Here is a 24,754-nt window from a genome sequence, read left to right as displayed (position 1 = left end):
TTCCCAGAGCATCAGGACCTCCACCAACGTCCCTGTGGATCGGTCGATCAAAATGTTCTTGTTCGGCTGCTCGCGACAAGTTCGACCTCGAAGCCGTCCTCGTTCTCCAGATAGGCGGCATGGTGTTGCTCGCCCCCGGCGTACGGATGCCTCTCGGGGAACATCAGGTGCCAGCCATGCTGCAGCGCGTCGCTGGTCAGTTTCTCGACCGTGGTGTCGTCTTCGACGTGAAAGGCCAGGTGATTCAGCCCTGGTCGGCAGCGGTCGTACCGGTCGCCGGCGAGTGCCGGGGACTGCTCGAGTACAAGATAGGTCCGCCCCAGTCGCCAGCTGCGGCCGCGGTCCCAGTTCTGGAATCGGGTGTACCCCAGTTCCTCCAGTAGCCATCCGAGGGAGGCGACCGCGCGGTCGAGGTCCGGCACCCAGAGCTCGACGTGATGCAGCGTGCCGCTGGTCGGCCGGCTCACGAGGCCGCCGCGGGTTGCCAGGTGCGGATCTCGAGGTGCGTGATGCGGGCGTCGGGGTGGATGCGGCCTGTTTCCACCAGCCATTGGTGGATGGCTGCGGTGACATCTCCGCCTGCGGCGTCGACGCGGCGGGCGAAGTCGGCGGCGGCGAATCCGCCGGTGGTTGCGGAGCCGTAGGAGCGTTCCTCGCTCTGGTCGGGCCGTTGGATGGCGTCGCGGCGGATGCCGGGTGAGTCGGTGCGGCTGCCTGAGGGATGCACGTAGTCGCTCTTGTGGAGGCGGACGGTGAAGGCCAGGCGTAGTCCGCGCTGGGCTGCTTCGGCGATCAGGGGACGCAGGCGGGTGGAGCCTGAAGCGATGGCCTGGCTGCCGACGCGTCCGGTGCCGCTTCCGCTGGGGGTGATGAGTACTGCTTTGCTGCGGACGCGGGCGCGGGTGCCGGATGCGGTGGTGCGGCGGGTGATGTGGGGGGCGGCGAGGGTGGCGAGGGTGGGGATGTCGGTGATGCCGGTGGTCTGGATGGTGTGCAGGGTGTGGGTGAGAGCAGGGATGAAGGCGGCTCCTTTGCCACGTGTGTAGAACTGCGAGACCAGGGACGGATCTCGGTTGATGATGCGGGCGATGTCTCGTTTGGTGAGGCCGGCGGCCTGGAGCTGGTCGGTGAGACGGGCGGCTTCGTTGGTGGGGCGTGGGGTGGTGCGGCGGCGGGGTGGCATCAGGCCTGCTTGGGGTTTTGGGTGAGGGCGGTGCGTCCGGCGTCGCGCAGGGTGAGGAGTTCGTCTTCGGTGGTGGGGGCGGGCATGGGGCCGGTGAGGTGGCCTTTGTTGAGGTAGTCGCCGGGCTGGTTGTGGTGGGGCCAGTTCTGGGGGGCGGTGAGGTAGAGGGCGTCGGTGCGGAAGGCGACGACGCTGCCGGGTGGGGTGTGGAGTGCGCCGACGAAGGTGTTGTCGGCGCGCATGCGCTGGGACAGCAGTGCGGCTCGGGCTCCGGACCAGATGCCGGCGGCCCATTCGGGGTGGGCGTAGGGGTCGCGGGCGAAGCCGGTGGGGCGCTGCCAGGTGATGTGGTCGTCGTCGAAGGCGATGATCTCGGCGTCCGCGGGGACGTCGCGTTCCATGCTGCGGGGGGTGGTTCCGGTGACCATGCGGGGGCGTTGAGCGAAGGAGCCGATGCCGTAGAGGAGGACGGCTCGGACGGCGCGGGAAGCGAGGTGGGCTGCGGTGCGCTGGGCGGGGTCGCCGTGGAGTTGAGCTTGGGCTGCGAGGCGAGACCAGGCTTCTTTAAGTTTCTTCGACCAGTCGTCGAGGGGTTTGCCGTCGTCGAACAGCAGTCCGTCGAGGATTTCGATCTTCCACGGCTGGATGGGGTTGGCGAGGGCGGTGTAGATCTCGGGGCCGCCGGCCCAGGTGGTGAAGGTGGCGCCGGGGGTGGAGGGGTAGTGCCATGCGCGGTCGCCGGGAGCGGGTGCGGGGAGGATCCCGACGTGGTTCCAGCCGGTGGGGACGGTGACGCGGACGTGCCAGTGTCCGCAGCCGAAGAGGGCTTTCGTCTGGTCTTTCTCGGACCAGGTGGCGAAGGTGGTTGCGGTGACGCGGCGGGGGGCGCCGACGCCGGACTTCCAGGTGTGTTTGGCGTAGGCGAAGGTGCGGTCGTATTCGACCAGGGCGGGCAGCTGGTCGGGGACGCGGGGCGGGGTGATCAGTTCGGTGCGGCCCTGCCCGGCAGTGGCGTGGAGCAGACCGCGGAGTTCCTCTGACAGGACGGGGTAGCCGTCGGCGTACTGGCCGCGTTCGGGGATGGTGCGGGTCCACAGGTCGCGGCCGGTCTGGGAGGGGGATCCCATGATGACGGCGTCGGGCCAGTGGGCGCGCAGGGTGGTCCACAGCAGGACGAACGCGTCGCGGACGATGGCGGGCGCGATGTCGGTGGTGTCGAACCACTCCCCCGCGGAGCGGATTTCGACGTGCTGTTCGCCGTTGTCGCGCTGGTAGCGGCCGACGGGGTTGCGGGGGTGGACGAAGTGGCCGGCCAGGCGGTCCTTGCCTCGGCCGGTGTCGGTGCGCCAGCCGGGGGCGGGGGCGTTCAGCCAGGCGGCCACCGCGTCCTTGAGGTAGGGGTGGCGGTCGGTATCACGGTGCCAGGGGTCGCCGGCGGTGATGTAAATCCGCTCGACGCCTTCGGGTACGGCGTGGAAGACGGCGGTGAGGATCTCCCCCACTGATGCGTGACCCAGGGCGAGTTGGAGGGTCCGGTCGCGGTGGACCAGGGTGCCGGTGGCGGCGTCGAGGAAGACGGTGGAGCGGGCCTGCTGGGTGAAGTTGGGGTGGGTGGAGGCAAGGTTCGGGGTGTGAGTGAACCAGCTGTCGCCGTCGGGGCCTTCGGGGATTGAGGGCAGGGGGCGCTCTCGCTCCGCAATCGCCGGTGCAGGGGCGGCGGCAATGAGGGCAAGGGAGCGGGGTTCTGCCTGCCCAGGGGTTGGCTGTCGTTGCGGGGTGGCCGGGATGCGGGGTGTCAGGGCGGGAGCGAGGGCGCCGGGGGCCTCGTCCTCCTCGGCCGGAGCTGCCGCCTGAGCGGAGGGGGGTGCGGACCGGGCGGGCTGCGGGATGCCCTGCGGCTCGGTGTGCGCGGGCTCGGCGGTGAGGGCGGCCGGGGCCAACGCCGGAACCAGGGCGACGACCTCGGCCAGACTCAGCCCCGCGGCCGGCGCGATCCGCTCGGCCTTCGCCTTCTCGTATTCGGCCAGCGTGGTGATCTTCTTCTCGCGTTCGGCTTCGAGGCGGGTCAGCACCGCTTGCGCCTTCTTGATGTCGTCCCGCAGCGCGCGCAGTTCACCGAGAGCGGCGGTGTAGGTCTTGCCGTCCATCACAGTCCCTTGGGGGTGCGGGCGTAGGCGATCGCGCCGCCCGAGTGGGAAATCAGGCGGGTTCCGAGGAGCGGCTCTGCAGCCTCGCGTGCTTCGACGTCGTCAGGGTGCAGGTTGATAACGGGCCGGACCAGATCGGTGACATGGCCCGCCAGCACAGCGTTGGTAAAGGCGTAACGTCCGCCTTCGTATTCTGGGTTGCCCAGTTGGGTGAGGACCGCAACCACATAGCCGGACAGAGTCACAGGCAGCACTCCCCCAGCCGCCACGCTTACCGGGTCACAGCGCCACCAGCCCCGGAGGGCTTGCAGCAGGTCCTTCGGTTCCAGGTGCGCGGCGTAGCCGATCCAATCCCGGCTGTCGTCTTCCGGGTCTGGCTTGGCCACATCGACACGGAGCACCGCGATTTCTGGTGCGGGCAGCAGTTCCAGCGGCGCCTGCTCTCGGTCCCGCAGCGTCTGGACCGCTTCCAGCGGGACCATCACGCGGTTGCCCCGACGGGACAGGCCCGGCACCAAGCCGGCCTGGACAAGGCGGCGGAAGGTGGTGACCGCGCAGCCCAGTTCGTCAGCTGCCTGGCCAGTGGTCAGCAGCATCCCCTCACCACCGCTCCACTCCCGTGACACGAAATCGGATGCTCGACACTAACGACTCCTTCCAGCCGATGCAAGCCAACTCTAATATCAGAGTCCGCTCTCACATAGGCGCTGCTGTCGGCCTGTTGGCCGCCGTCGCCGCCTGTGGCCCAGCGCCGGGCATCCCCGGCAGGTGATCGACGCGATCGCGTTCACGCAAGCTATGCCCGGGTACCAGGCAAACTGTGATGAAGGCGGCAATGCACGCACGGACGCTGTGAAGCATCCAGCAGGTCACAGGGTGAACCATCTGCCTTCTCGGGCCACGTCCTCCATATCGGCTGCTTCACGCCTTTGAGCCTCCTCCTCGACAGCTCTCATGGCTGCAAGAACCCAGTCAATTGAGTAGTCGAATGGGGTGTCCAGGATGGTGTGTGCCGCGGCGGCCGGAAGTCGGAGGGTGTGGTTGTCTGGTGCGGTGCGTGCCGTGGGCTCTGCCGAAATCCGCGGCATACTTGGACGCCGAAGTCACCCGGCCAAGCAAGAGCATGGGCTGATTCATCCTGTTCGCGGACAGGAGCGATGAACGCATGAGCCGCACCTACGGGACCGCTGCTTGACAAGCATCACTGGGACCCAGTCACAGCTGGCCAGTCGGCGGTCCTGCTGTGTGGGTTCAGTAGTAGAACTCGAGATAGTCAAGCTTCTGAATGCTGGTGCTTTCGCCGGTTGCATGTGGTCTGTTTCGGTGGAAGTAGCAGGTGCTGAGGGCATCGCTGAGAATCTTGAGAAGTTCTTCTTCCGGCACATTGCGGTGGCGGGCCGCGAAGAGCCGCTCGGGGTAAGGGGCCGTAAGGCAGAGGGTGAGTGTCCGCAGCCGGGGATCGTCCGATGATCCGGCTGCGGCGGTGAAGCCGATCCATGCCCGGAAACTGACCATCACCTGCCCGTCGTTGTGCAGGATGGTGTCGTGAGCACGCCGACGGATCCGGGGTTGCCACAGGCGAATGACTTCTCGTTCCACCACCTGCTGCAAAGGGGTGTTGTCTGGTCGTTGTCGTCCTCGCAGTCGGTCGAGCTCCTGGGGTGTGGTCGTGAGGCGTGCGGCGAGGGCTGCCAGGTCGCCATCGTGGTGGCGTAGGAGGTAATTCAGCCTTGCTCGGGGTGAGCGGGGCGGGTTGCGTGTCCAGTGTCGGGCGTCTGCCCTGTCGAGGGCTTCTTGGACGGTATCGGCGTTGAGCCTCAGGGGTGGCATGGCGTTTCTTTGTCGGATCCGTGATGGGCAGAGCAGAGAGAGAGGGATGGATGTGGTTGCGGCGGAGTCTTTGCCGCGGCGGGTGCAGTTGATCCGTGGTGAGACCGTCTCGTCGTTCCTATGGCGGCTGGCGGATCGCAATGGGATGACGTTCGAGGCGTTGGTCCTAAGAATCGGCGGGTCACAGTCGCTGGGGCAGGTGGATGCCGCGCTCCAGGAGGTGCGTTTGGGGCCGGTGGCTCAACAGCTTCTGTCTGTGGCGTGTGGGCGTTCGGCGACGGATCTGGCGCGGGCTTTGCCATCGTGGTCGGGGAATCGGATCAGTGCGCGGGCGCGCCTTCAGGTGCAGGTTGAGACGTGGCCGGTGGATGAGGGTCCGATACAGGCGTGTGCGTTGTGCGTGGCGGGACGCAGTGAGCGCCCGGTGTGGCGGGTGCATGGGGAGCAGTGGGTTGTTTGTGTGCGGCACGGACGGTGGACGGGCTGGGCTGGGGGGCGTTTTCAGGTGGGGCTTTCGGGGCTTTCGGAGGTTGTGGAGGCGCATGAGCGCAGGGCTCGCCTGGAGCGCAGGGTGGGCCCGTACGGGCGGGCTCTGATGGCTGATGCGCAGCAGGTGGCGGTGTATTGGTGGCAGTGCCGTCAGATGGGTTCGCGGGAGGTGTGGCGCCGGCGACAGGAGGCGCTGGGGGTGGACCGGTCGGCGCTGTGGGCGGTTCCGCTGGTGGTGTATCCGGAGGCGGTGGTGGTGGCGGAGTCTATGGCGGTTCGGGAGCGCCAGCAGGCTGTGGGGCGGAGTTTCGCCGGGGGGCCGGTCGGTTGGACGACGGGCCGGTGGGTCGAGTGGGTGGGTGAGCGTCTGGGCATGGGCGGTGAGATGGCCGAGGGTGGCCATCGTGCTCTGGAGGCATGGCTGGTGGCGCACCGCAACACGGTGCCGGTGGTGCAGCGGCTGGCGCAGGATGTGCGGCCTGCGGCTCGGAGTGTGTCGTTGGAGCTGCTGGAGCCGCATCGGGTGATTCCTTCGGGCGGGCCGTTGGAGAAGGTGTCGTGTCTGCCATGGCGGCTGGGGTCGCCGATGACGAGCGTCAGTTTCGGGGGCTGAATCGCTGCGGCTTCAGTCCCCCCGCGGAGGTCAGTCGTTCTTGATGTAGCGGGCGGGGTTGAGGCCCTGGCCGTGCTGGTGGTGGTACCAGCTCATGGTCTGGGTGCCTTCTTGTTTGGCGTAGCCGGGATTGACTCCGAGCCGGAACATGCCGGGGAGTCGCCCACCGTCGGGAGCCGAGGGAACGACGTCGAGTGCGGTGGGCTTGTGGGCTGGGTAGACGACGCAGTCGGAGAGAACGGCGAGGGGGTAGCGGCCGGTACGTTCGGCGAGCTTGCGCATTTTTCCGTGCATGCGGGTTCGGGCCATGGAGATGACGGCGGCGCGGATGTCGGGTCGCCAGGTGGGTGTGTCCAGCGCAACCCAACGCTGGTAGGAAGCGGTGGTGCCGCGGGGTCCTTCCCTCAGCTTGCCGATGCCTCCCTTTCCTGTGGCCTTGATGGCTGCAAGCAAGCCGAGCAGTTCCGGGCCGGCGTCGGGCAGGGTCTGCATGGCGCGTAGGAACTCTTCCTGAGTCGTGTCGTGATGGACGCCAGCCTCGGCCATGGTGTCCATGTAGGCATTGCGCAGCCGCTTGTACCAGGGATCCAGGTATCGGCCTTGGTCGTCGCGGAGGTACGCCTCGAGCGGCTGGACCGAGATGTCCAGTTCGTTCTTTGCGTAGTTCAGTGTGGGGGTGGCGTACCAGGCGGGGCCAGTGGGTGGCTGGCCGGTGGGAGTGAAGGGGGAAGGCAGGAGCGGGTCGTGCGGGGTTCGGGAGAAGTCGCACAGCCAGGCGCCCGGGACCTTGGGGTCGAATTGGGGGTTGGTCACGTGTCGGGGCGGAGAGTTCAGCCCCACGCTGAGGCTGGAGGCGGCGGAGACAAAGGCGAGATTGATGTCAATGCCGACGACATGAGCGAACTCAGTGGTCTCGTTGTCGGTGAGAGGTCGGCTCCAGTCCCAGGCCTCCTCGTTCATTGCGTCCTCGGGCCGGCGCCCCTGGGCGAGAGGGTGGGCGTCGTGCGCCTCCGGTGGTGCCGGGTCGATCGGCTGCCACAGTGCATCGGGCTTCTGTCCAGAGACCCATTGTCCGCTGACCTCCGAGCGTTCTGCGCGTGTCGGGGGGCGCAGTGCGGTCATGAGTTCCTGACCGCACACGGCCGTGGAACCGGTGGGGGTGATGACACGGTCGGCGTAGGTGCCCAGAAGTCTGGCGAGCGGCCCGGGCGGGAGCGTGGGCAGGTTCCATCCGTCGCGGTCGGACAGTGCTCCCCACCCAGTCAGGGCGAGCTGGACGCAAGATCGTTTGCCGTCTTTGACGGGCAGATAGGTGCGCGTCCACGGTCCGAATCCGCTTCTGGTGAGCTGGAAACCGGCGGCGCGCAGCTGGCTGATCTGCGGGTGGCTGTCAGGCAGCCTCAGTTGGGTGCGGTCCTCAAGGGCAGTGGGGAGGCCGAGGTACTGCATGGCCGGCGGGGTCAGGACGAGGAGGGGATCTGCGTCATTCTTGCCGTGTCTGTGGAGGCGTTCGCGCCCGATTCCTGCGCCGAGCGCCCACTGCACCAGGTCGACAAGATGGTCGGCTTCGACGTCGGTGCGGGTCTGGTCTGCGAAGTGGGCGGTGAGTCCCTCGCCCGCCTGGTCGATGACGGCCAGCGGTCCTCGTGGGAAGCGCGACTGCGGCGCTGCGCCGTGCTGGGCCGGAACGCCACGGGCCCAGAGCCTGGTCCGAGGCTGGGGCTGGGGAGGGTTCTGCGGGGGTGTGGTGGTGCCGTTCGCCGCGGGTTCCTGGTGGGCTTGCGCGCCGATGTCCCGAAGGCCGTTGAGAAGACGGGCGTAGCCGGCTCGCTGCATGCCCTGCGGTTCTCTGGCGCCGGTTTCCCACGCTTCGACGTCCCCCGGCTCGCACTGCAGTGCCTTTGCCAGCTGTTGCGGTGTGAGGTGAGCGCGCTGCCTGAGACTGGCACGCTCGTCGAGGGGAGGGAGAGGGGTCTGAAGGGATTCCAGCAGGGCATCGACGCGGGCGAACAGTGCGTTTTGGTGGTCGTCTCTCACGGCCCGGAATCTTCCAGGTCTGTCCACTTGGTACGCGAGTTCGCGTCATCGTCCGAATGCTGCACAGGGGGGTGGAGCGGTACGCGGGAGTGCCCACACAGGGACATTCTCTCCCGGTACGGGACTCTTCAACTCTCATGAGATTGACGGGAATTGCATGCCGCGCATTTACTCCTGCCTCATTGTTTGAGTTCGCGCCGAAGTCCGTCTTCCGGACGGCCGTGCTGCGGCTCGGATTCACGGCAGGAGCAAGCGCGCGGGACGACATGTGCAGATGCGGGAGTGCTTGGATGGCGTCACGGAGCCTGCAGATCGTCCATCGCGACGACCGGGGACGGGAGATCACTCTGCCTGCCGCACAGGCGGCAGGGATCAGGGTGACCGACGGAGAACCGGTCTGGGTTCCGATGCGACACCCCTCCGAGCGCAGCATTGTCACGTACTGGTGGTCGGCGACGACCGGCAAGCACGTGGGCTGCCGGTCGCTTGATCGGTTGTCGGTGGCCATGCTGCTGGACTTCCATCCGAAGGTTGCCGAGTTCTCGGCGTGGACGGCCCGTCTGGAGTGGCGTGAGCGGAGCCGGATCTGCCGTTTTGTGCCGGACTTCTTCGTCCGTACGGCAGCGGGTGCGACCGTGGTCGTGGCATGTCCGCCTGCGTCGGGCTCCAGCGGCAGGTGGCAGCGGCAGCATGAGGTACTGAAGCAGGCATGTGCCGAGGCCGGCTGGCAGCTCGGCTCGCCCCAGCTGCCTCAGCCTGCGGCGCTGGCCAATCTTCGCTGGGTCTCCCGCTACCGGCATCCCCGATGCGCCGACGTCGCGGTGGAACGGGCACTGCGTAAGGCGTTCAGGGAGCCGGCCGGGCTCATGGAGGGGATCGAGGCCACGGGAGTGCCGCGGCTGCTGGCTCTACCGCGTCTGTACCACCTGATGTGGCGCCGCGAGCTGGCCATGGACTGGAGCGTTCCTCTGGGGCCGGCGTCGGTGATCCGCCGTGGTGGGCGTATCGCGCCGTCGATGCAGCCTTTCCATGTCAGCGAGCCCTCGTGACCGGAATGGCGGACGGAGTTCTTGCCGCGTCCCGTGCGCACCATGGCCTGCTGTCCCGTGGGGACATGGTGCGCTGGCGGGGTGAGCCGTACACGGTGGTGCTGCTCGACGGGGTAACGGTGCATCTGGCGCCGCGGCCGGGCAGTGGCCTGCCCCTGGTGGCCCTTCCCGTCGGGCTTCTTGCTGCGGCTCGTGATTTTGCCGTCCTGGACGCCACAGGCAGACCGGTAACGCATGCGCCGATCGCCGACTTCGGTCTCATGGGCGGGGTCAGTCCCGCTGCTGCTCGCGAGGCCCGCATCTGGGAGCGGCACGTCGTCGAGGTCGCGACCGGGCTGCTGCCAGGGCAGCCTGAGGACGCCACGCCCCGGCCGGGCTACTCGCCGGATGAGTTCACGCTGATCGAGCGGTACAAGACAAAGGCGGCCGAGCTCAATGCGGTTCTGGACTTCGACGTGTCGTGGCACACCGTTCAGCGCAAGCGACTGCAGTACGAGAAGCAGGGGGTCTGGGGTCTGGTCGACAAACGGCGCACGCGTATGCCGTCCCTGTACGGGCGCTGTGATCCGCGCGTGGTCGATGTCCTGTTGAGGCTGGTCGAGGAACGGGAGGGCAAGACGGCGATCACCGCGTCGGCGCTGTTCGTGCTGGTGCGCCGCATGGTGCGCCGGGAGTACAAGAGTGCGGTCGTGGTTCCACCGGATACCACGCTGTACAAACTGCTGGATCGGATCGGGATCAAGGTGACGGATCTGCGTGCGGCTACCCGCAGGCGGCTGGATGCGGGTAACCGGCCGGGGCCGCCGTTCGGGACGACGACCGCTGTGGCGCCGGGTGAGCTGGTGCAGATCGATTCCACGGACCTGGATGTGAAGGTCTTGGGCGATGACGGTCTGCCGACGTCGGTCGAGCTGACGGCGATGGTGGATGTGGCCACCCGCACCATCATCGCAGCGGTGTTGCGGCCCAAGACCTCCCGGCGACGCAGGGCGAGTGAACGCTCGCAGCGTCTGGCGCTGGTTGCCTCGAGCCGTAGCCCGGGGCGTGCGACGAAGGCGGTCGACGCCTCGCTGCTGCTGGCTCAGGGGCTGATCCCTCTGCCGATGCGGCCGGGCTTCTCCCCTGCTGCGCATGCTTCGGCTTCCGACCTTCCCTACGAGGAGCTGGTGGCAGCCGACGCACGCATGGCCCTGGCGGCGAGCCGGCCGGTGATCGTGCCGGACATGATCGTTATCGACCACGGGTCCGTGTTCGCCGGGTGGGTATTCTTCGACGCCTGTGCCCACCTGGGGATCTCGGTGCGTCCCGCCCGGCGGCGCACACCGACCGACAAGGCGATCGTGGAGCGCACGTTCGGCGCGATCAAGTCGCTGTTCAGCCAGTACGTGAACACCTACACCGGCAACGACATCAGCCGCCGGGCCCGCACGATGGACGGGGAGATCCTGTTCAACCTCGCCCAGCTCGACGACCTGCTGCAGGAGTGGATCGTCCTGGGATGGCAGAACCGGCGGCACGACGAGCTGCGCAATCCCTATGATGCGAACCTTCCGACGCTCACCCCCAACCAGATGTATGCCGCAGGCGTGCAGGTGGCGGGGTATCTGCCGATCCCGTTGGAACGGGAGGACTATCTGAGGCTGCTCCCCACGGCCTGGGTCGGCGTCAGCGACGAGGGCATCCGGTTCATGAACCGCGTCTACGACAACGCCAAGGGCGAACTCGACCCGTACCGGCGGCGCCGCTCCGGCCTGGGAGGCAAGCGGCGCGGCGGCTGGCAGCTGCGCTACAACCCCTACGCCCCCGAGCACGTGTGGCTGTACGACCACGAGAAGCGGGTGTGGGTCGAGGCCTCGTTCCGCCATCAGCACCTCATCGGCGCGCCGTGGACGCAGCACCTGTGGGACATCGCCACGACCGAGCATCTGGCGCGCGGGGGACGCAAGGACGACGACGAGGCCATCGCCCAGGCGCTGGCGGAGCTCCTGGAACGGGCCGGCCGGGGCCCCGATGAAGCGTCCGCTGCCAGCGTGCCGGACGGGTGGGGCATGCAGCTTCCCGCAGCCGCGTCGGCGCCGGTGTTCAACCCGTACGGAGACCAGGAGGTGCCTTCTTCGGGGCCAGGGCTGGGGGATCTCGATCTGCCGGATGCGGGCATGTACGGGCTGCCCGGCCCGTCCGACCTGTCGCGGCGCTCCCTGGGTGCTGACCCGCTGTTCCTCTCCCCCACGACTGCTGGTGCCGGCGGCCGGTGGACCAAGGAAGCCGAGGCCGCCTTCAAGGACTCCTACTTCGATGACCTGGCTCCCTTGGCGGAAGGACACGCCGATTCGCCTGCGGTAACGCCGCCAGCGGCCGGTGACGGCGGGCTGTTCGACTTCCTTGACACGGATCTGGAGGGCTGAGGGTGAAACGCCCGCGTATCGACAGCGGTGAGTTGCGGGACCTGAGCGAGGGGCCGGATCTGCTCCGTCCGCCGGCGCCGGAATGGTGCAACACGCTGACGAACTGGCGGGCCTCGGTCGACCGTGTCCTGGATCCCCCCGATCTGGCCGACTGCGCTCCGCTGGGAACCGAGATCGGCCCGGATGATCCTCGGTTCGTCTTTCACGGCAGTATGCGTCCGGTGCGGACGCCCGCCGTCGCGGCCGCGATGCTCGTGGTGCAGCGTCAGCTATACGCCAACGCCAAGAGGACATCGGGCCGGATCGGCGTGATCATCCAGGGTCCGTCCAGTACGGGCAAGACCACGCTGATGCAGTACGTCGGGCGCGACCTGGAGGCGCGGCTGAACAACCGCTACGGCCGCAATGACGACCGGATCCCCGTCGTCGCGCTCAGTGTGCCGGACAAGGGCCGCGGAGGCTCACGGAACTGGGCCGGTGCCTTCGCCCGCTTCCTCGGTCTGGAAGGGTCGCTGGGCAGCGATCCGACCGAGTCGATCTGCTACGTGATGCGCAGCTGTCATACGCAGCTCGTCCTCATCGACGGCATCCAGCGTCTTCAGCCCGGCGCCGACGTCGAGCAGAGTTTCAGCTTCCTTGAGCACATCAGCGACGAGACCGGGGTGACGTTCGTCTACTGCGGCCGTAACAGCCGCGCCATCGTCGACCCCCAGCTGCGCGACCGTGAAACCCGGCCGGAGAAGAACGAGAACCCCTGGGGAGATCACCCCGTCCTCATGACCAGCCGCCTGGGCTACGACCAAATCGGCAAGGACCGCTTCCGCCGCATCGTCAACGAATTCGACAAGGACCTGCGGCTCTACCATCACAAGCCCGGCGCCCTGACCGCCCTCTCCCCTGTCCTGCATCTGCGCAGCAAGGGCTACCTGCGCGCCCTGTCCCAGCTGATCTGCCAGGCGGCCCAGCACGCCATGCTGTCCGGGGAGGAATGCATCACGGAAGAGCTCCTGGAAGGCATCATGGTCGGCAGGGTGATCAACATCTGACCGCCTTCTCCCCCTGCGGCATCGCGGCACCGCCGCAGCCTCGGTGCGCGGGCGTCGCCGGATGCCGGTCACGAAGTGCCGGCCTGTTCAGCGCCAGGCGGGCGCAGCGTCCTTCGTGTCCCGAGGGTGGGATCCCAGACCATGTACAGGCTTTCCATGGCCGTGCGTTCTTCTTCGGTCAGTTTCTCGGGGGCTTTGCGGATCTTGCGGATCCAGGTCCCGAGGCGGACTTCCTGACCGTTCCAGATGGTCTCTACGTGTCCGCGGGGAACCCTGAGGTCACCCTCACGGTTCAGATAGGCCGCTGAAGCGATTAGGTAGGGGCGGAACTTCTCGTACCGGGCCGTGCGGCGTTCGCCGTCGTAGACGCTGTACTCGTTGGGGCCGAGGTGGATGGCGAGCAGGAGCTGCGCCTGGGCGGGGTGCAGTGTGGTGAACCGGTTTCGCTGCCGGTTGATCCACTGCCCCAGAGGGATGCCGTCTTCGGTCTTGTAGGCGTTGGAGAGGTGGCCAGTGCCGTGTTGTTCGACGTGGGCTTTGGCGTGCGCGTAGAAGCGGCGCCAGGTGACGGTGAAGGGCGGGTTCCACCAGGGATCGATGTCGGTGAGGGCTTGTCCGTAGCCGGGGGCGAGGGTGCCGGCTTTTGCTTTGTGTCGGCATTCTGCGATCCAGCGGCCCACGCGGTGGCCGCCGTGTGTGGCGTGGTGGGGTGGTGCGAGGTGTCCGTGCTGGGCGGCCCAGGCCCGGGCGTGGTCCAGCATGCGAGGGAAGTTTTCGCCGGGAGGGTTCCACAGCATGCCGAGGTCGTCGAGGGCGGCTCGGTGCTCGGGGCTGAGACGGCCGATGGTGTGCCGGGTGCGCTGGTGTCCGATCCATTCCCCCAGCGCGAAGCCGTCGGGGCTGCCGTAGTCGGCGGGCACGTCCAGGTGGCCGTAGGTGTCGCGGTAGGCGGTGGCGCTGGCGTGGGCGTGGTCCCAGTCGCCTGTGGGGGGAAGGGTGATCTCCAGGCCGAGGGCTTGGGCGATCTCGCGGGCTCGTTCGGGCAGGTGGTAGTGGACCTTACGGACGGTTCTAGCCGAGTGGCCGCTGGAGTGGGGCATGGCGACGCGGTCGAGGAAGGTGTCGTCGTGGGCGCGCAGGGCCTGCAGGATGTTCCACAGTCCGCCGAAGCTGGTGCCGGCCAGGATGTCGTGGGCGCTCGCGCCGTCGGGCAGGTAGACGGGGATGACGAGGGTGGCTTTCTTGCCCTCGCCGGGCTGCTGGCGCAGGGCGCGGCCGATGGACTGGATGGCGTCGATGACGCTTCTGCGGGCGGCGGCGAAGACGACGGCGTCGATGGCGGGGATGTCGACGCCTTCGTTGAGGACGCGCACGTTGCTCAGGACCGCGCGGCGGCTGGTCGCGTCGAAGTCCTCGAGCAGTCGACGGCGTTGCCAGGGCCTCTGCGTGCTGTCCACGGCGTGGGACCACAGGTCGGGAATGTTCAGGTCGCCGGTCACTTGGCCGGCGGTGCCGGGAAGGGTCCTGGCGAAGGCGTGGGCGGCGGCGATGCGGTTGTGGAAGACCAGGACGCGCCGCAGGTCGTGGTCGGCTATGGCGCGCAGTACCGCGATGTGGAGGGCTGCGGTGCGCAGTCCGTTGTGGTGGCTGGTGCCGGCGGGTGGTGCGGTGAGGATGGTGCGCAGGTCTGTGTCTTCGATGACGGGCATGACGACGCGGTAGTCGGCGAGGATTCCTCGTTCGATGGCGTCGGCCAGGCCGAGGCGGTAGACGGTGGGGCCGAAGATGTCGACGCGGTCCATGGTGGCGTCGGGCATGGACTCGAATAGCGAGGAGAGCCCGTTCGCCGGTGCCGGGGTGCGGAAGATGCGCGGGGTGGCGGTCATGTAGAGGCGGAGTTTCGCCGGGATCTGGGCGTCGTCGTGGATGACGCCCCATCCTTCGTCTGAGCGTCTTGTTGCGCGGTGGGCCTCGTCGACCACCGCCAGGTCCCATGCCGGTATCCGGTGCTCATCGTGTATGTGACGAATGCGGGGCAGGGAGCCGTAGGTGACGAAGACGGTCACCGGTCCGCGGGCCCGCTCGATCAGTTGGGCGGCGGCGTCCGTATGAGTGGTCATGATCGCCTGCTCGGTGCTCAGGCCGCTTGTCCTCTGTTTCATCGACGAGACGCCGATCGCCGTGCCGTCCCGGCCTGCCTGGCGCCACCTTTGGATGGTCTGAGCGAGAAGCTCCAAGGTGGGGACGACCACCAGAACGTTGCCCTCTCCGGCGGCTCGGTCGGCTATGTGGGCGGCGGTGAGCGTTTTCCCTGTTCCGCAGGCCGACACCACGGTGGCACGGCGCTCACCGGATGCGAAAGCGGCCAGGGCCGCGTCGACGGCTTCAGCTTGATGCGGACGCAGGAGCGGCAGAGCGGGTTTCACGTCTTCCCTCGGGGTCACTGGCAGGCGCCCTTCACGGGCACCGTTGTGGTCTTGGCGATGCACCGTACGAGGCGGGCCCAGCGGGGATTTGGGGATCTTGGGAATCCGGCTGGATATCACCGGTGGCGCAGGGAGTCTGAGACATTCTGCGGTTGTCTCCAGCCGAACTGGAGCGGGTGAGGGGGCTGAGACGGGTGGCGGCAAGGAAGAGCTCGGCGCGGCGCAAGGCATGGAGGGTGCCGGAGCGTCTGCCGCGGCAGGCGCGGCTGATCGCGGGTGAGTCGACGGGATCGTTCCTCGGCCGGCTCGCGCAGCTCAACCATCTGCCGCTGGACGACCTGATGGGCCTCGTCGGCGAGGGCGGCAAAGCGATGCAGCCGCGGTACACCGAGGTGTACCTCAACGCCGGCGCGCTCGAGAGGCTGGCGGCGCTGACCGCACGCACCCCACAGGTGCTGCAGCGGGCCCTGCCCAGCCTCCGGCCTCATCACCTGCTCGACGCGGGGCCGGGGCCGGTGTGGAGGTGGCCCCAGTGGGAGGCGAAGGACGTCTTCCTCGTACGCGCGTGCGATCTGTGCGCCGCGGCCAAGCGGCACCCCTCGGATGTGTATCTGGTGTCGGTGACCCGCTGGAGCGTGTGCGCCCGGCACCACCGCTGGCTGGACAACCTCCGTGAGGACGGTGCGACCTGGCTGCCGCTGCACGACGTCCCGGAGGTGGTCCAGGCGCATCGCGACCGGATCGGGCTGGAGCGCAGACTCGGTGCGGGCGGGCGTGCCCTGTTCTCCGACGCCCTGCACATCGCAGCGTTCTGGTGGAATATCCCCTCGCTTAGTCCTCCGGTGTGGGAGGCACGGATGCGGCTCCTGGGCGAGGAGGTAGGCGGTGACCTTCGCCTGGCGCCGCTCGTGTCCTACCCCGAGTGCGTTCGCCTGACGTGGATGCTCGCTGCTCGGGAACGCCGCCGCATGCGCGGTACCTGGAGCGTTGAGCACGACAGCGCGTGGCTCGACGCGGTAGGGGGGATGCTGGCTGACTTGCAGATACCCGCTGACCTGGCGCTGCTGCCGGTGAGCATCTGGATGCAGCGGCACAGCACGCTGCCGCTCCCCCGTGGAGCCGACCGTCCGGCCCAGGGCAAGTGGCGCCGGATGCCCACGCCGTTCCCCCATCAAGAGGCCCCTTCAGACACTCACCTGGAACGGCTCACCTGTCTCCCGTGGCGGTTCGGTGACGACCTCGCCGAACCGGACGACACAGTGACATGGTCTCAAGCTGGCCGCGCCTAATTTCGGGGGACAACCACGGAGTCGTCTGGGTATACAAGCGTCGCTTTCCGGCATGAACGTGACTCAAAGCATGCGTCACTCCGGCGTGCTGCGGGTCGTTGCTCTCCGGCGGGTCACATCGGCCCGCGTGGAGAGGGGGACTTGTGGGTCCATCGTTCGTGATCGAGCGCTTTGAGTTCCTGTACAAGAAGGAGTGGCGCTGCCGTGCCTTCACGGGACTGGTGACGTTCCTGACCGGGTCGGCCGGCTCGGGAAAGTCCACCGGAGCGGAGTCGCTCCTGTACGCGCTGGGGCTGACCGGGGGCACGGTCATGCCCGAGGTACGGCAGTGCGACGTCGTGCGGCTCGTCTTCCGTGTGGCCGGCACCCGGTGGCGGGCCAGTCGCAGCGGTCGCTCCTCAGGCGGCCAGGTGATCTTCCAGAACCTGAGCAGGTCCGAAGAACCGGAGCGGTCCTTTCCTGTCCAGAGCTCGAAGGCGGGTGAAACGTCAGCGAGCGACTTCGTCCTGGAGCTCTTCGGAATTCAGCCGATGCGTCGCGGAGCGGTGACCCTGAGCCTGTCGCACGTCTACCGGGTCATGTCGCTGGGGCAGGCGACGATCGCCACCGAATACCTGGGTGGTCTGAGCAAGGCGGAACGTGTCCTGTTGTTCGAGGTGCTTCTGGGGCTGCGTGATGCCGAGCTCGACCGTCTGGAGAACGCTGCCGATGACGCCGATAGCCGCTATGGCAAGGCCAAACGGCTGCTGAATCAGTACAACAAGCTGTGCGAGACCGGTGTGCTCACCGACCCGGAGGCCGTGCGGGCTCAGCTTGCCGCGAAGACAAGGGAGCATCAGGACACCGTCCGCCAGTGGGATGAGGCGAACACTGTCTACGGCCTCGCGGCTGGTGAATACGGGCGTCTGAATGCCGTGTTCGAGGTTGCGGACAAGGAGCGGACCACGGCGCGGCGGAGGGCGGACGAGGCCGCAGCGTTGTTGCGGGCCGCAGCTGAGGAGCAGGGCAGGGCGCAGGGACGACTCAACGGTCTCAACGACGCTGTCGCGAAGAAGGACCCCAAGGGCTGTCCGGACTGCGGGCAGGCCTTGCCCGAGCGGGATGCCAGTCTGTGCGTCGTATGCGGTCAGGCGTGCGTGCCAGGAGACGGCAACAACGAGCGGCGTCAGGAACAGCTCGCTCGGGCTCAGGCAGAGCTCGATCGAGCGGTCATGATCCGTGCGAAGCGCGAGGAGACGGCGCGCGCTGCTGCCAGTGCGGCAGCGCGGGCGGAGGCTGTGACGCGGGATGCGCTGACGGCACGCGACACCTACGACAAGAACACCCTTGCCCCGCAGCGGACCAAGGTCCACGAGCTAGAGAAGACAGCTCACGGCATCGCCAAAGAGATCGAACAGCTCGCGGTGCGCTTGGAGGAAGCCGGCTACATCGCGGTGCAGGAGCACGAGGTGAAGGCGCGCGAGGAGGAACGAAAGGCTGCCGTTCACGACCGGGATGCGGCCCGCGCGGCGCGGGAGCAGCGTCGCAAGGAGCTGCTGCATCGCTGGTCGGAGCTGTTCCTGTCCCGCGTACAGGAGATCGACCCGAGCAAGAACATTGCGGCCATCGACGCCGCGGACTTCACCACACAGGTGGACGGCAAGGCGTTCGAGGACAGCTCGGTCGCCGGCGGACCGAAAACGGTCACCAACATTGCGGTCCTGCTGTCCTTGCGGGACCTCGCGCGTGAGGTACCCACCGTCACCGTGCCGCCATTCCTGCTGATCGACTCACCGCTGAGCGGATTCGGCGCCCAGGGTCTGGATGAGCAGACCAGCACCCGCCTCCTGGAGGCCCTGATCACCGCAGCCGACGACCCCTCCCCCGATGGCTTCGCCTGCCAGATCATCACCGTCACCAACGACCCTCTGCCGCAGGCATACCCCGGGGTTCGCGAGATCCGGCTCAGCCCCGAGCACCGATACTTCGACCACGCACCGTTGATCGAGGAACCCGTCAACGGATGAGAACCAGCCCCGGCCCGCCGGCGGCATCACCGTCGGCCGGTCAGGGGCGTGGTACAGCACTGCGGTCGGTGACAGTGATGTGCAGGGCGTGCAACGGCTGGGTTCGGGTGGGGCGGATGACTTCGATCCACTCAGTGACGTCTTCGAGGAGATAGGCAAGCCGATCGTAGCGCTGCCAGCCCAAACCGATCCCTAAAATCGGGGTGGGGGCGGTGTCCCAGCGGCCGTCCAGGGGTTCGCCGTGGAGGTGTACGGCGTGCATGTCGAAGCCGTGTGTCTCGGCATGGGTAAGGGCTGCGGCAGCGGCTCTGCGCAGAGGGCTGGTCGCACTCCAACGGGTGAGTGCGCGCTCAGCCAGCGGGTGCGTAGGGTCGCATCCGGAGAGTTCCAGCGGGCTGATGGTCACTGCTTTGGCATCAACCATTGCAGCGAGGTCGGCACGGACCGGAAGGGGAATCCATCGATCAATGCCTTCGAAGGCGTCGATCATGTGGTCACGTGGAGCCCTGCCGGCTGCGGGGTCGGGGGTGATAGCGGCCAGGCGTTTCCGTGCCGTATCGATCGGCTCTCCCCCACGCCACAGGAGAGTCAGCGCAATGCCGTCCTCCTCCAGAGGATTTCGCTGCCTCAGTTGGAGCTGGAGACCACGCGAGCGGCCTTTCAAAGCACGCTTCATCGAGGCTGAGGGGTCACGCCCGTAGGACAGAGCCTGGACGAACTCAGAGGTCAGCCGATCGTCCGTCCGGTGCTCGACGACCACGTCAACGTCGGCCGGCTCTAATGCTCCGCGGGCGTAGGAGCCAAAGACGTACACCTCGTCAACCAGGTTCAACGGCCAGCCTCCAGCCTCGAGGCGGTCGAGCATGTCTGTCAGCAACTGCGTTGCACGCGCGCGTTTCATCCACGGTCCCCACGAGGCGATCGGCAAGAAGCTTCGAGTGTAGGGGCGGAGCTGCTCAGCGTCTGCTCGGGAGAGGTATCAGGATCGGCTCGTTGCGCACCGGGCCAGCTTCAGGCTCTCTCCAGCGGCATGAGGGTAGCAGCCAGGCACGTAGGGGTGGTTTGTTCTCCTCGGCGTGCCGATGGCAGGTGCTGGGGCATCATGATGCTTGTTGGAGGGGCGACACAGTGAACAGGTGTCGGTTGCAAAGGGGTTGGGATGAGGCGTACACCGCAAAACCAGGTCGAGTTGCCGCGTCGCATGGAGCACTTGGCGTTCGACAGCCGCGGCTATCCGGTGATCGCGACGGTCGAGCGCAGCCCGCAAGAGGTGCACTTCGGATCGATCAACGAGAGGCGCAAGCTGGCTCTGGCCACGTTCGACTGGTGCGCTGTGTGCGGTATGCCTTTCGCTGACGAGCTGCGCTGGCAGATGGTCTTCGAGGAAGGCCCTTTGCTTACGGCCATCGCTGGAGAAGCCCCTGTACATGAAGTGTGCGCGCTGTACGCGGCTCAGGTCTGCCCTTACCTGTTCTCCCCGCAGTCTCGGCTGGGGGACGAATTCCGCAAGGGAGCCGTGCGGGACGCCGTGGTGCGGTTTGTAGGCTTTGAGGCCACCAGCGCGGTGATTGCTCATGAATCAGGACTGCAGCCAGGCGTCCACACTCTGCACTTTGAGCACCGCGGGCCTGCGGATGAATTTTCCTACCGCGTTCCCGACGAGATCCAGGGGCGGTTTGCCGATGCTCTCGCGTGCGAGCGGGATCTTCCTGTGAGCGACGCTGAGGGACTCTTATCCGTCTGTTCAACCGGCTCGACGACGAGGGCGAGGGAGACGTGGTCACCGGGGCCGCGCTGGCCGCTGGTGCTGCGTTCGCCAAGGACGTCTTCCAAGTGCAGGGCATGCAGAGTTTCGCCGGCAAGAACTACCCCATCGTCGCAGGCTTGCTACTGAAAGGAACCGAGGGGGAGATCCTCGAATTCTCCTCCGGCTCGCGGGACGAGGCGTTCGGTGCGGTGGGCCCGTGGGTACTCGAGAACGCTGGTGCCCTCCCGACACCTCTTCAGCGGTGGCGCAAGCGGGGTGAGTCCATGGTCAGGCGCAGCACACCTGACCGACCGAAGGGACCTGGGCGTGGCGTTGTCAAGAACGCGGCATGTCCGTGTGGTTCAGGACGCAAAGCACGTCGCTGTCACCCTGTCGGAGTGCCCGTCAACTGATCACCGGGCCGCCGTTCGCTGGGCTGGGCTGGGCTGGGCTGACCAGGGTGTTGAGCGGCATTGAAGATGCCCATGTCGCGGGCGGCACTCTCGCCAACGAACAGGACGAGAGCGCAGGCCAGCGACTCCGTCGGCTGCCTCCCTTATACGCCGGAGGTGATGTCCGGGTCTCTCAGCCCCTTCATCAGCTCGGTGATGACCTCGCGGTCCCGTTCCTCGTTGCTGTACGGGCCTGGTGCGGCGGTCTCGTGACGGGGCTCGAAACGTGGCGCCTTACCAAGCTTGGGGAACCGGTCGACCATTTTTTGGATGGTGGCGAGGTCCTCAGCGGACTCGTCGTCGGCGCCGCCTTCGTAGCCTTGCTCGAATAGAAACTGCATCAGCGTTTCGAGCGGATGAGCATCGAGTGCCACACCCTCGCTGGCGACCAAGTGAAGCGCCTCGAGCGCGCACTCGACGAGGGCTTCCAGAGAGGGGCCGCTCAGCGAGTCGCCTGGAATCTCCTTCAGATGTTCGTAGAGGCTGATGGCCCCGTACCAGTCGCCGTGCTCCACTTGCTGCGCCAGCTCCAGCCGGATTGCGTCCGCTACCTCACCCGCGATGCGCGTCACGTCCTCCTGGGCGATGAGCGGGCTGCCTTCCATGGTGTGCACCAGACTGACAAGGTGCTCGACGTGCTCGCCGTGCCAGTGGTCCGGGCCCGTTTCCTTGACGATATGCGCCGCCAGCGGGGCGGAGTCCAGCAGTTCGGCTGCCTCCAGGATCCACTGGAGGTTAGACGTCTCGCTCTCGTACGCGACCTCGAGGGACCACGTGACGAATTCCGCCGTTTCCAGCACCGCGGACTCAGTCCGTGCGGCTTCCGCCTTGAGCTGCGCGAGGATGCCCGCCCCGTCCGCCATTCCGGCCGCGTCGATCAGACTGTGAATCTGCACCGGATCGACCAGCGCGCCCAGCAGTGCGGCCATCGGGGCCCGCCCGGCGTCGAGGTGGAAGCGGAGGTAGTCCGCGATCGACGGATTGTGGAAGGAAACCGTGTGTTGCTCGACGGCGACCATCGTGCCGTCCAGCACCTGCAGCGCCCTGCGAAAGGTCCTGACGTCTGCCTCAAGCCCACGCTCCTTCCGGTACCAGGACCAGGAGTCGTTGAGCGTCTCCAGGGAGGCCGTGCGCAGGGTGAAGAGGACTTCGAGCAGATGGACCGCTTCGTCGGTCAGATCGTTCTCCACGATCCGTTCCCAGATGCGCCGCGGATCGTCGAGGTTCTTCCCCACGGCGGCGGCGACGTCTTGTTCCCGCCGCGCGGCGAGTCGGAGCGTCTCCTCGATCAGCCGGGGGCTGAAGTTGCGGTGCTCGACGATCGGCTGCCACACCGCCCGGTCGGCGAAAGGCCACTTCTGCTCGGCGGGCAGCTGCGCGTGGTGGACGTGGTTGTAAAGGATCTGGCCCCTGACACCGAGGCTCAGGTCAGTGAGGTGGACGACGCTGGTCGCCTGTGAGACGTCCGGGGCGCCGAGCCTGTCATGCTTCAACAGGGCGTGCTCCAGGATGTAGTCACGGGTCGTCATCACCAGTGCCTTGTCCGGAGCCTCCTGGATTTCCCGGATGATGTCGATGAGGCGGGCGTCCTCGTTCTTGTTGAGAGGGGACTCCAGCGTCGTCTGGCCCAGGAAGTCGTCGTAGAGGAAAAGCTGGGGCGTATCCTCGCGCCACAGTGCCGTGATCTCCTCGGCATCCTGCGAGATCTCATGCACCTCATACCCATTGCCCATGAGCCACGCAGCGAGCATCAGGGCAACCGTTGTCTTGCCCACCCCCGGAATCCCCGCGATGACGCAGACGTGCTGCTCGTCCAGGATGGCCTTCGCCCGGTCGAAGCCCTCGTGCGGGACGAAGGTGTCCGCCGTACGCGGGATGCGCTTGCGCAGCCAGGACGAGCGCACGTACTTCTCCTGGTTGAGCACCGTCTGCAGTACAGCGGTGCCGCTCAGCCAGAGACGGAAGTGGCGCCGGACCAACTCGGGTCTGCTCTTCAGTTCGGCGACGATCTCGTCCACGCCGTAGAGGTCGCCGGTGGTGTGCACGTAAGGAGCGAACGCGTCGCGGATCGTGTCCTTGCCGTCCACGGTCAGGCCCACGCTCGTGGCGATGAGGTACCGGTCCGGCTTCAGCGCCAGGACCTTGGGCAGCTCATCCTTGATCAGGCGCTTCGTCAGCGTCGCCTGCGCTGCCTTGGGCCAGTGCTTGCACTGCACGACCGTGATGGTCCCGTCCGCCGCCATGTGGCGCAGATCGATCCCCCGGTCCCGGCCACGTGGAAAGAGCTCAAGCGGCACGCCAAGAATCTCACCGAAAAGATCCCGGCAGACGACCTCGAAGTCGTGATCCGTCAGGCGTCCCAAGTCGAAAGAATCCATGCCGCCTTCGCACAATCGCAGTGGTGCCGTCGGGCCCATTCTTCACCGACTGACCACCGCCGCGCTTCTGATCATCTCCGACGGACCCCACCTGCTCCGATCCCTTGACCGCCGGGCATCCCCTGGTAAGCAATCCGGGATAGTCAGGGCTTTCGTGGCCCGTCTGACCTCCCCCATTCCTCTTGACCTTCCGGTCGAGCAGCGGGTTGCCAAAAGCCCCACGGGGCCGCCGAGGCGGCGTCCGGGACGTCCCACACGGTGTCTGCGACGTGCTCGGGCAGGACGTCGAGAACCTTGGCGGCTGGGCGGAGAGGCGGACAGCGTAGGGCTGCGCGGTAGCCGGCGCCTTCTCCGGAGCTCCGCCATGTCGATGAAGTCGCTGTCGTCGTAGCCGAAGGCGATGAGGCCCTGCCACTCCTGGACGACCGCGGACAGCCCGCCGAGGGAGAATGTGCGGCGCGATTCCTCAAGGGCGGCTGCCCACTGCTGCTCAAAGCCGGCACCGAGGTGCCGACGCGCGGGTCGATTCGCAGCTGGGCGAGGAGTTCGGCTGGCGCCCCAGGCGTGGGGGCGTACGGCGTGACGGGGGCGTGGTCGGGCTGCGCGCCTGGTCCTCCCGGCGGGTAGTCACCTCCCGGTACCCGCCCCGGGGGCCCTGGAAGCGGACATTGACGGATTCCCTCCTACGGAGTGCGTAGGGTGCGGGCGACGGCCTCGGCGTGCCCGCGCAGCGGGCGGTCCGTTGAGATCCAGCGGAATCAGCTGGGGCCGAACTCCTCGTACGTATCCTCAAGCCGCCGCGCTGCGTTCCCGACGGAGTTCATGTGATCGGTGAACTGAAGGTGGGCTGCCAGCGCGTCCCTGACAACTACGGCATCTAGATCGTTTAGGGAGATGTGTCTGGCGGCTTGCCGGAAGCGTACGGCGAAGTGCGAAAGGATCAGGCGGCGAACCCAAGGTGGGATACATAGCTGTACGCGCTGTGGTCGGATCCGAGGTCGCGAACGATCGACTGCCACAGGCCATCGAGTGCGGCGTAGTCGTTACTGTGCCAGGCATCCACGATGGCCGCCCATTGCCACCGTACGTTGATGTGGCGCATGCGGAGTTCCCGGCGCCGGCTGGACTCGACCTGCTTCTGGTCGACCGGGTAGATCTCGATGCGTGTGCCGCGGCCGTCATCCCAAAGGCGCCGCTTGTAGTACTCGGCGAGATTTGTGCGGCGGCAGGTCCAGAACGCCCTATCAATCTTCTTCAGGTTGTCCGGTCGGGGGCGCTGTTGTCCGTTCTTCCATCGGGCGATGGTCCGGTCTGTGGCGGTGATCCCGGCGCTGCGTAACGGCTGGGCCCCTCGGGTGTCCCAGGTGAGGTAGCGCAGCCTGATGGCCAGTCCGTACGAGGTGTTCACCGAGGGAAGTTGGCTGCCGGCCTGGTAGTCGAGCCGTCGGGCCAGTGCTTCGGCGCCGGACATGCCGCGTGCTCCGTACAAGCCCAGATCGCCCCAGCGTTCCTCCGGTGTGAGTGGTGCCGAGCGGGAGCCGTTTCGCATCGTGTCTTCGGCCTCCTTTCCGTGAATGGGGTCTCACAGACTTACCGTGGGACCGGCGGCTCGACGATCACATCAGGACAGTTCCTGGAGCGGCGTCGGCATGGGCCG

18 protein-coding genes and 2 pseudogenes are annotated in these 24,754 nt (G+C 67.1%); 9 read left to right on the top strand and 11 right to left on the bottom strand.

Going from position 1 to position 24,754, the window contains the following annotated elements; all coding sequences use genetic code 11:
- Window positions 1-47 precede the first annotated feature (47 nt).
- From ACZ45T_RS27710 to tpg, 5 genes are all read right to left on the bottom strand, one after another.
- A complete protein-coding gene (locus ACZ45T_RS27710) occupies window positions 48-467 on the bottom strand; it encodes a VOC family protein (protein ID WP_468445895.1) in 420 nt (139 codons plus the stop codon).
- Entirely contained in the window at window positions 464-1,183 is a 720-nt protein-coding gene (locus tag ACZ45T_RS27705) for a helix-turn-helix domain containing protein (protein ID WP_468445893.1), read from the bottom strand. Before ACZ45T_RS27705 ends, ACZ45T_RS27710 begins: the two co-directional genes overlap by 4 nt.
- On the bottom strand, window positions 1,183-3,330 hold the full coding sequence (locus tag ACZ45T_RS27700; protein WP_468445891.1) for a hypothetical protein: 2,148 nt from the start codon (window positions 3,328-3,330) through the stop codon (window positions 1,183-1,185). Before ACZ45T_RS27700 ends, ACZ45T_RS27705 begins: the two co-directional genes overlap by 1 nt.
- A complete protein-coding gene (locus tag ACZ45T_RS27695; RefSeq protein ID WP_468445889.1) occupies window positions 3,330-3,926 on the bottom strand; it encodes a helix-turn-helix domain-containing protein in 597 nt (198 codons plus the stop codon). Before ACZ45T_RS27695 ends, ACZ45T_RS27700 begins: the two co-directional genes overlap by 1 nt.
- A 655-nt stretch (window positions 3,927-4,581) precedes the next feature.
- Entirely contained in the window at window positions 4,582-5,160 is a 579-nt protein-coding gene (tpg, locus tag ACZ45T_RS27690) for a telomere-protecting terminal protein Tpg (RefSeq protein ID WP_468445887.1), read from the bottom strand.
- On the opposite strand from tpg, the pseudogene ACZ45T_RS27685 reads away from it, so the two are divergent.
- Both ACZ45T_RS27685 and ACZ45T_RS27680 read left to right on the top strand, forming a co-directional pair.
- Window positions 5,159-5,620 (top strand): annotated as a pseudogene (locus ACZ45T_RS27685) (TniQ family protein); the annotation flags it as partial. The gene tpg and the pseudogene ACZ45T_RS27685 overlap by 2 nt on opposite strands.
- Before the next feature lie 135 nt (window positions 5,621-5,755).
- A complete protein-coding gene (locus ACZ45T_RS27680; protein ID WP_468446009.1) occupies window positions 5,756-6,262 on the top strand; it encodes a hypothetical protein in 507 nt (168 codons plus the stop codon).
- 30 nt (window positions 6,263-6,292) lie between these two features.
- On the opposite strand, the gene tap is transcribed toward ACZ45T_RS27680, so the two are convergent.
- The gene (tap, locus tag ACZ45T_RS27675) at window positions 6,293-8,299 is read right to left on the bottom strand and encodes a telomere-associated protein Tap (RefSeq protein WP_468445885.1); all 2,007 of its coding nucleotides are present in this window, start codon (window positions 8,297-8,299) and stop codon (window positions 6,293-6,295) included.
- Between the two features lie 290 nt (window positions 8,300-8,589).
- On the opposite strand from tap, the gene ACZ45T_RS27670 reads away from it, so the two are divergent.
- The 3 genes from ACZ45T_RS27670 to ACZ45T_RS27660 are packed head-to-tail and all read left to right on the top strand — an operon-like array spanning window position 8,590 to window position 12,799.
- On the top strand, window positions 8,590-9,348 hold the full coding sequence (locus ACZ45T_RS27670) for a TnsA-like heteromeric transposase endonuclease subunit (RefSeq protein ID WP_468445883.1): 759 nt from the start codon (window positions 8,590-8,592) through the stop codon (window positions 9,346-9,348).
- Window positions 9,345-11,753, top strand: a complete 2,409-nt coding sequence (locus ACZ45T_RS27665) for a hypothetical protein (RefSeq protein ID WP_468445881.1) — start codon at window positions 9,345-9,347, stop codon at window positions 11,751-11,753. The genes ACZ45T_RS27670 and ACZ45T_RS27665 overlap by 4 nt, the downstream gene beginning before the upstream one ends.
- 2 nt (window positions 11,754-11,755) lie before the next feature.
- A complete protein-coding gene (locus tag ACZ45T_RS27660; protein WP_468445879.1) occupies window positions 11,756-12,799 on the top strand; it encodes an ATP-binding protein in 1,044 nt (347 codons plus the stop codon).
- Window positions 12,800-12,867: 68 nt separating this feature from the next.
- Here the strand turns inward: ACZ45T_RS27660 and ACZ45T_RS27655 are convergent, their stop codons facing one another.
- On the bottom strand, window positions 12,868-15,456 hold the full coding sequence (locus ACZ45T_RS27655; RefSeq protein WP_468445877.1) for a helicase associated domain-containing protein: 2,589 nt from the start codon (window positions 15,454-15,456) through the stop codon (window positions 12,868-12,870).
- 5 nt (window positions 15,457-15,461) lie between these two features.
- Between ACZ45T_RS27655 and ACZ45T_RS27650 the strand changes: the two genes are divergently transcribed.
- Together ACZ45T_RS27650 and ACZ45T_RS27645 are read left to right on the top strand one after the other, a co-directional pair.
- On the top strand, window positions 15,462-16,514 hold the full coding sequence (locus ACZ45T_RS27650) for a TniQ family protein (RefSeq protein WP_468445875.1): 1,053 nt from the start codon (window positions 15,462-15,464) through the stop codon (window positions 16,512-16,514).
- A 158-nt stretch (window positions 16,515-16,672) separates the two neighbouring features.
- Window positions 16,673-18,520: a hypothetical protein gene (locus tag ACZ45T_RS27645; protein ID WP_468445873.1), complete on the top strand. Its 1,848-nt coding sequence runs from the start codon at window positions 16,673-16,675 to the stop codon at window positions 18,518-18,520.
- 40 nt (window positions 18,521-18,560) lie between these two features.
- Here the strand turns inward: ACZ45T_RS27645 and ACZ45T_RS27640 are convergent, their stop codons facing one another.
- The gene (locus ACZ45T_RS27640) at window positions 18,561-19,448 is read right to left on the bottom strand and encodes a nucleotidyltransferase domain-containing protein (RefSeq protein WP_468445871.1); all 888 of its coding nucleotides are present in this window, start codon (window positions 19,446-19,448) and stop codon (window positions 18,561-18,563) included.
- 282 nt (window positions 19,449-19,730) lie between these two features.
- Here ACZ45T_RS27640 and ACZ45T_RS27635 point away from each other — a divergent pair, with 282 nt between their 5' ends.
- Together ACZ45T_RS27635 and ACZ45T_RS27630 are read left to right on the top strand one after the other, a co-directional pair.
- Entirely contained in the window at window positions 19,731-20,414 is a 684-nt protein-coding gene (locus tag ACZ45T_RS27635) for a hypothetical protein (protein WP_468446007.1), read from the top strand.
- Entirely contained in the window at window positions 20,363-20,680 is a 318-nt protein-coding gene (locus ACZ45T_RS27630) for an SEC-C metal-binding domain-containing protein (RefSeq protein ID WP_468446003.1), read from the top strand. The genes ACZ45T_RS27635 and ACZ45T_RS27630 overlap by 52 nt, the downstream gene beginning before the upstream one ends.
- Window positions 20,681-20,823: 143 nt before the next feature.
- Here the strand turns inward: ACZ45T_RS27630 and ACZ45T_RS27625 are convergent, their stop codons facing one another.
- The 3 genes and pseudogenes from ACZ45T_RS27625 to ACZ45T_RS27615 all read right to left on the bottom strand — a co-directional run bounded on the left by ACZ45T_RS27625 (window position 20,824) and on the right by ACZ45T_RS27615 (window position 24,568).
- Entirely contained in the window at window positions 20,824-23,097 is a 2,274-nt protein-coding gene (locus ACZ45T_RS27625) for an nSTAND3 domain-containing NTPase (protein ID WP_468445869.1), read from the bottom strand.
- Window positions 23,098-23,139: 42 nt separating this feature from the next.
- Window positions 23,140-23,538 (bottom strand): annotated as a pseudogene (locus ACZ45T_RS27620) (hypothetical protein); the annotation flags it as partial.
- A 499-nt stretch (window positions 23,539-24,037) separates the two neighbouring features.
- Window positions 24,038-24,568, bottom strand: coding sequence for a transcriptional regulator (locus ACZ45T_RS27615; RefSeq protein ID WP_468445867.1), 531 nt, complete (start codon window positions 24,566-24,568; stop codon window positions 24,038-24,040).
- Window positions 24,569-24,754 lie beyond the last annotated feature (186 nt).

It is taken from the genome of Streptomyces sp. NPDC030995 (assembly GCF_055571215.1).
The sequence above is the reverse complement of the archived record's forward strand: the minus strand, read 5'-3'. Positions and strand labels throughout refer to the sequence as shown.

Excerpts from the sequence above, each read along its gene's own strand:
- ACZ45T_RS27705 (WP_468445893.1), bottom strand. The coding sequence starts at position 1,183 with ATGCCACCCCGCCGCCGCACCACCCCACGCCCCACCAACGAAGCCGCC.
- ACZ45T_RS27700 (WP_468445891.1), bottom strand. The coding sequence starts at position 3,330 with ATGGACGGCAAGACCTACACCGCCGCTCTCGGTGAACTGCGCGCGCTG.
- ACZ45T_RS27695 (WP_468445889.1), bottom strand. The coding sequence starts at position 3,926 with ATGCTGCTGACCACTGGCCAGGCAGCTGACGAACTGGGCTGCGCGGTC.
- tpg (WP_468445887.1), bottom strand. The coding sequence starts at position 5,160 with ATGCCACCCCTGAGGCTCAACGCCGATACCGTCCAAGAAGCCCTCGAC.
- ACZ45T_RS27680 (WP_468446009.1), top strand. The coding sequence starts at position 5,756 with ATGGCTGATGCGCAGCAGGTGGCGGTGTATTGGTGGCAGTGCCGTCAG.
- ACZ45T_RS27670 (WP_468445883.1), top strand. The coding sequence starts at position 8,590 with ATGGCGTCACGGAGCCTGCAGATCGTCCATCGCGACGACCGGGGACGG.
- ACZ45T_RS27655 (WP_468445877.1), bottom strand. The coding sequence starts at position 15,456 with ATGCCTTGCGCCGCGCCGAGCTCTTCCTTGCCGCCACCCGTCTCAGCC.
- ACZ45T_RS27630 (WP_468446003.1), top strand. The coding sequence starts at position 20,363 with ATGCAGAGTTTCGCCGGCAAGAACTACCCCATCGTCGCAGGCTTGCTA.
- ACZ45T_RS27625 (WP_468445869.1), bottom strand. The coding sequence starts at position 23,097 with ATGGATTCTTTCGACTTGGGACGCCTGACGGATCACGACTTCGAGGTC.
- ACZ45T_RS27615 (WP_468445867.1), bottom strand. The coding sequence starts at position 24,568 with ATGTCCGGCGCCGAAGCACTGGCCCGACGGCTCGACTACCAGGCCGGC.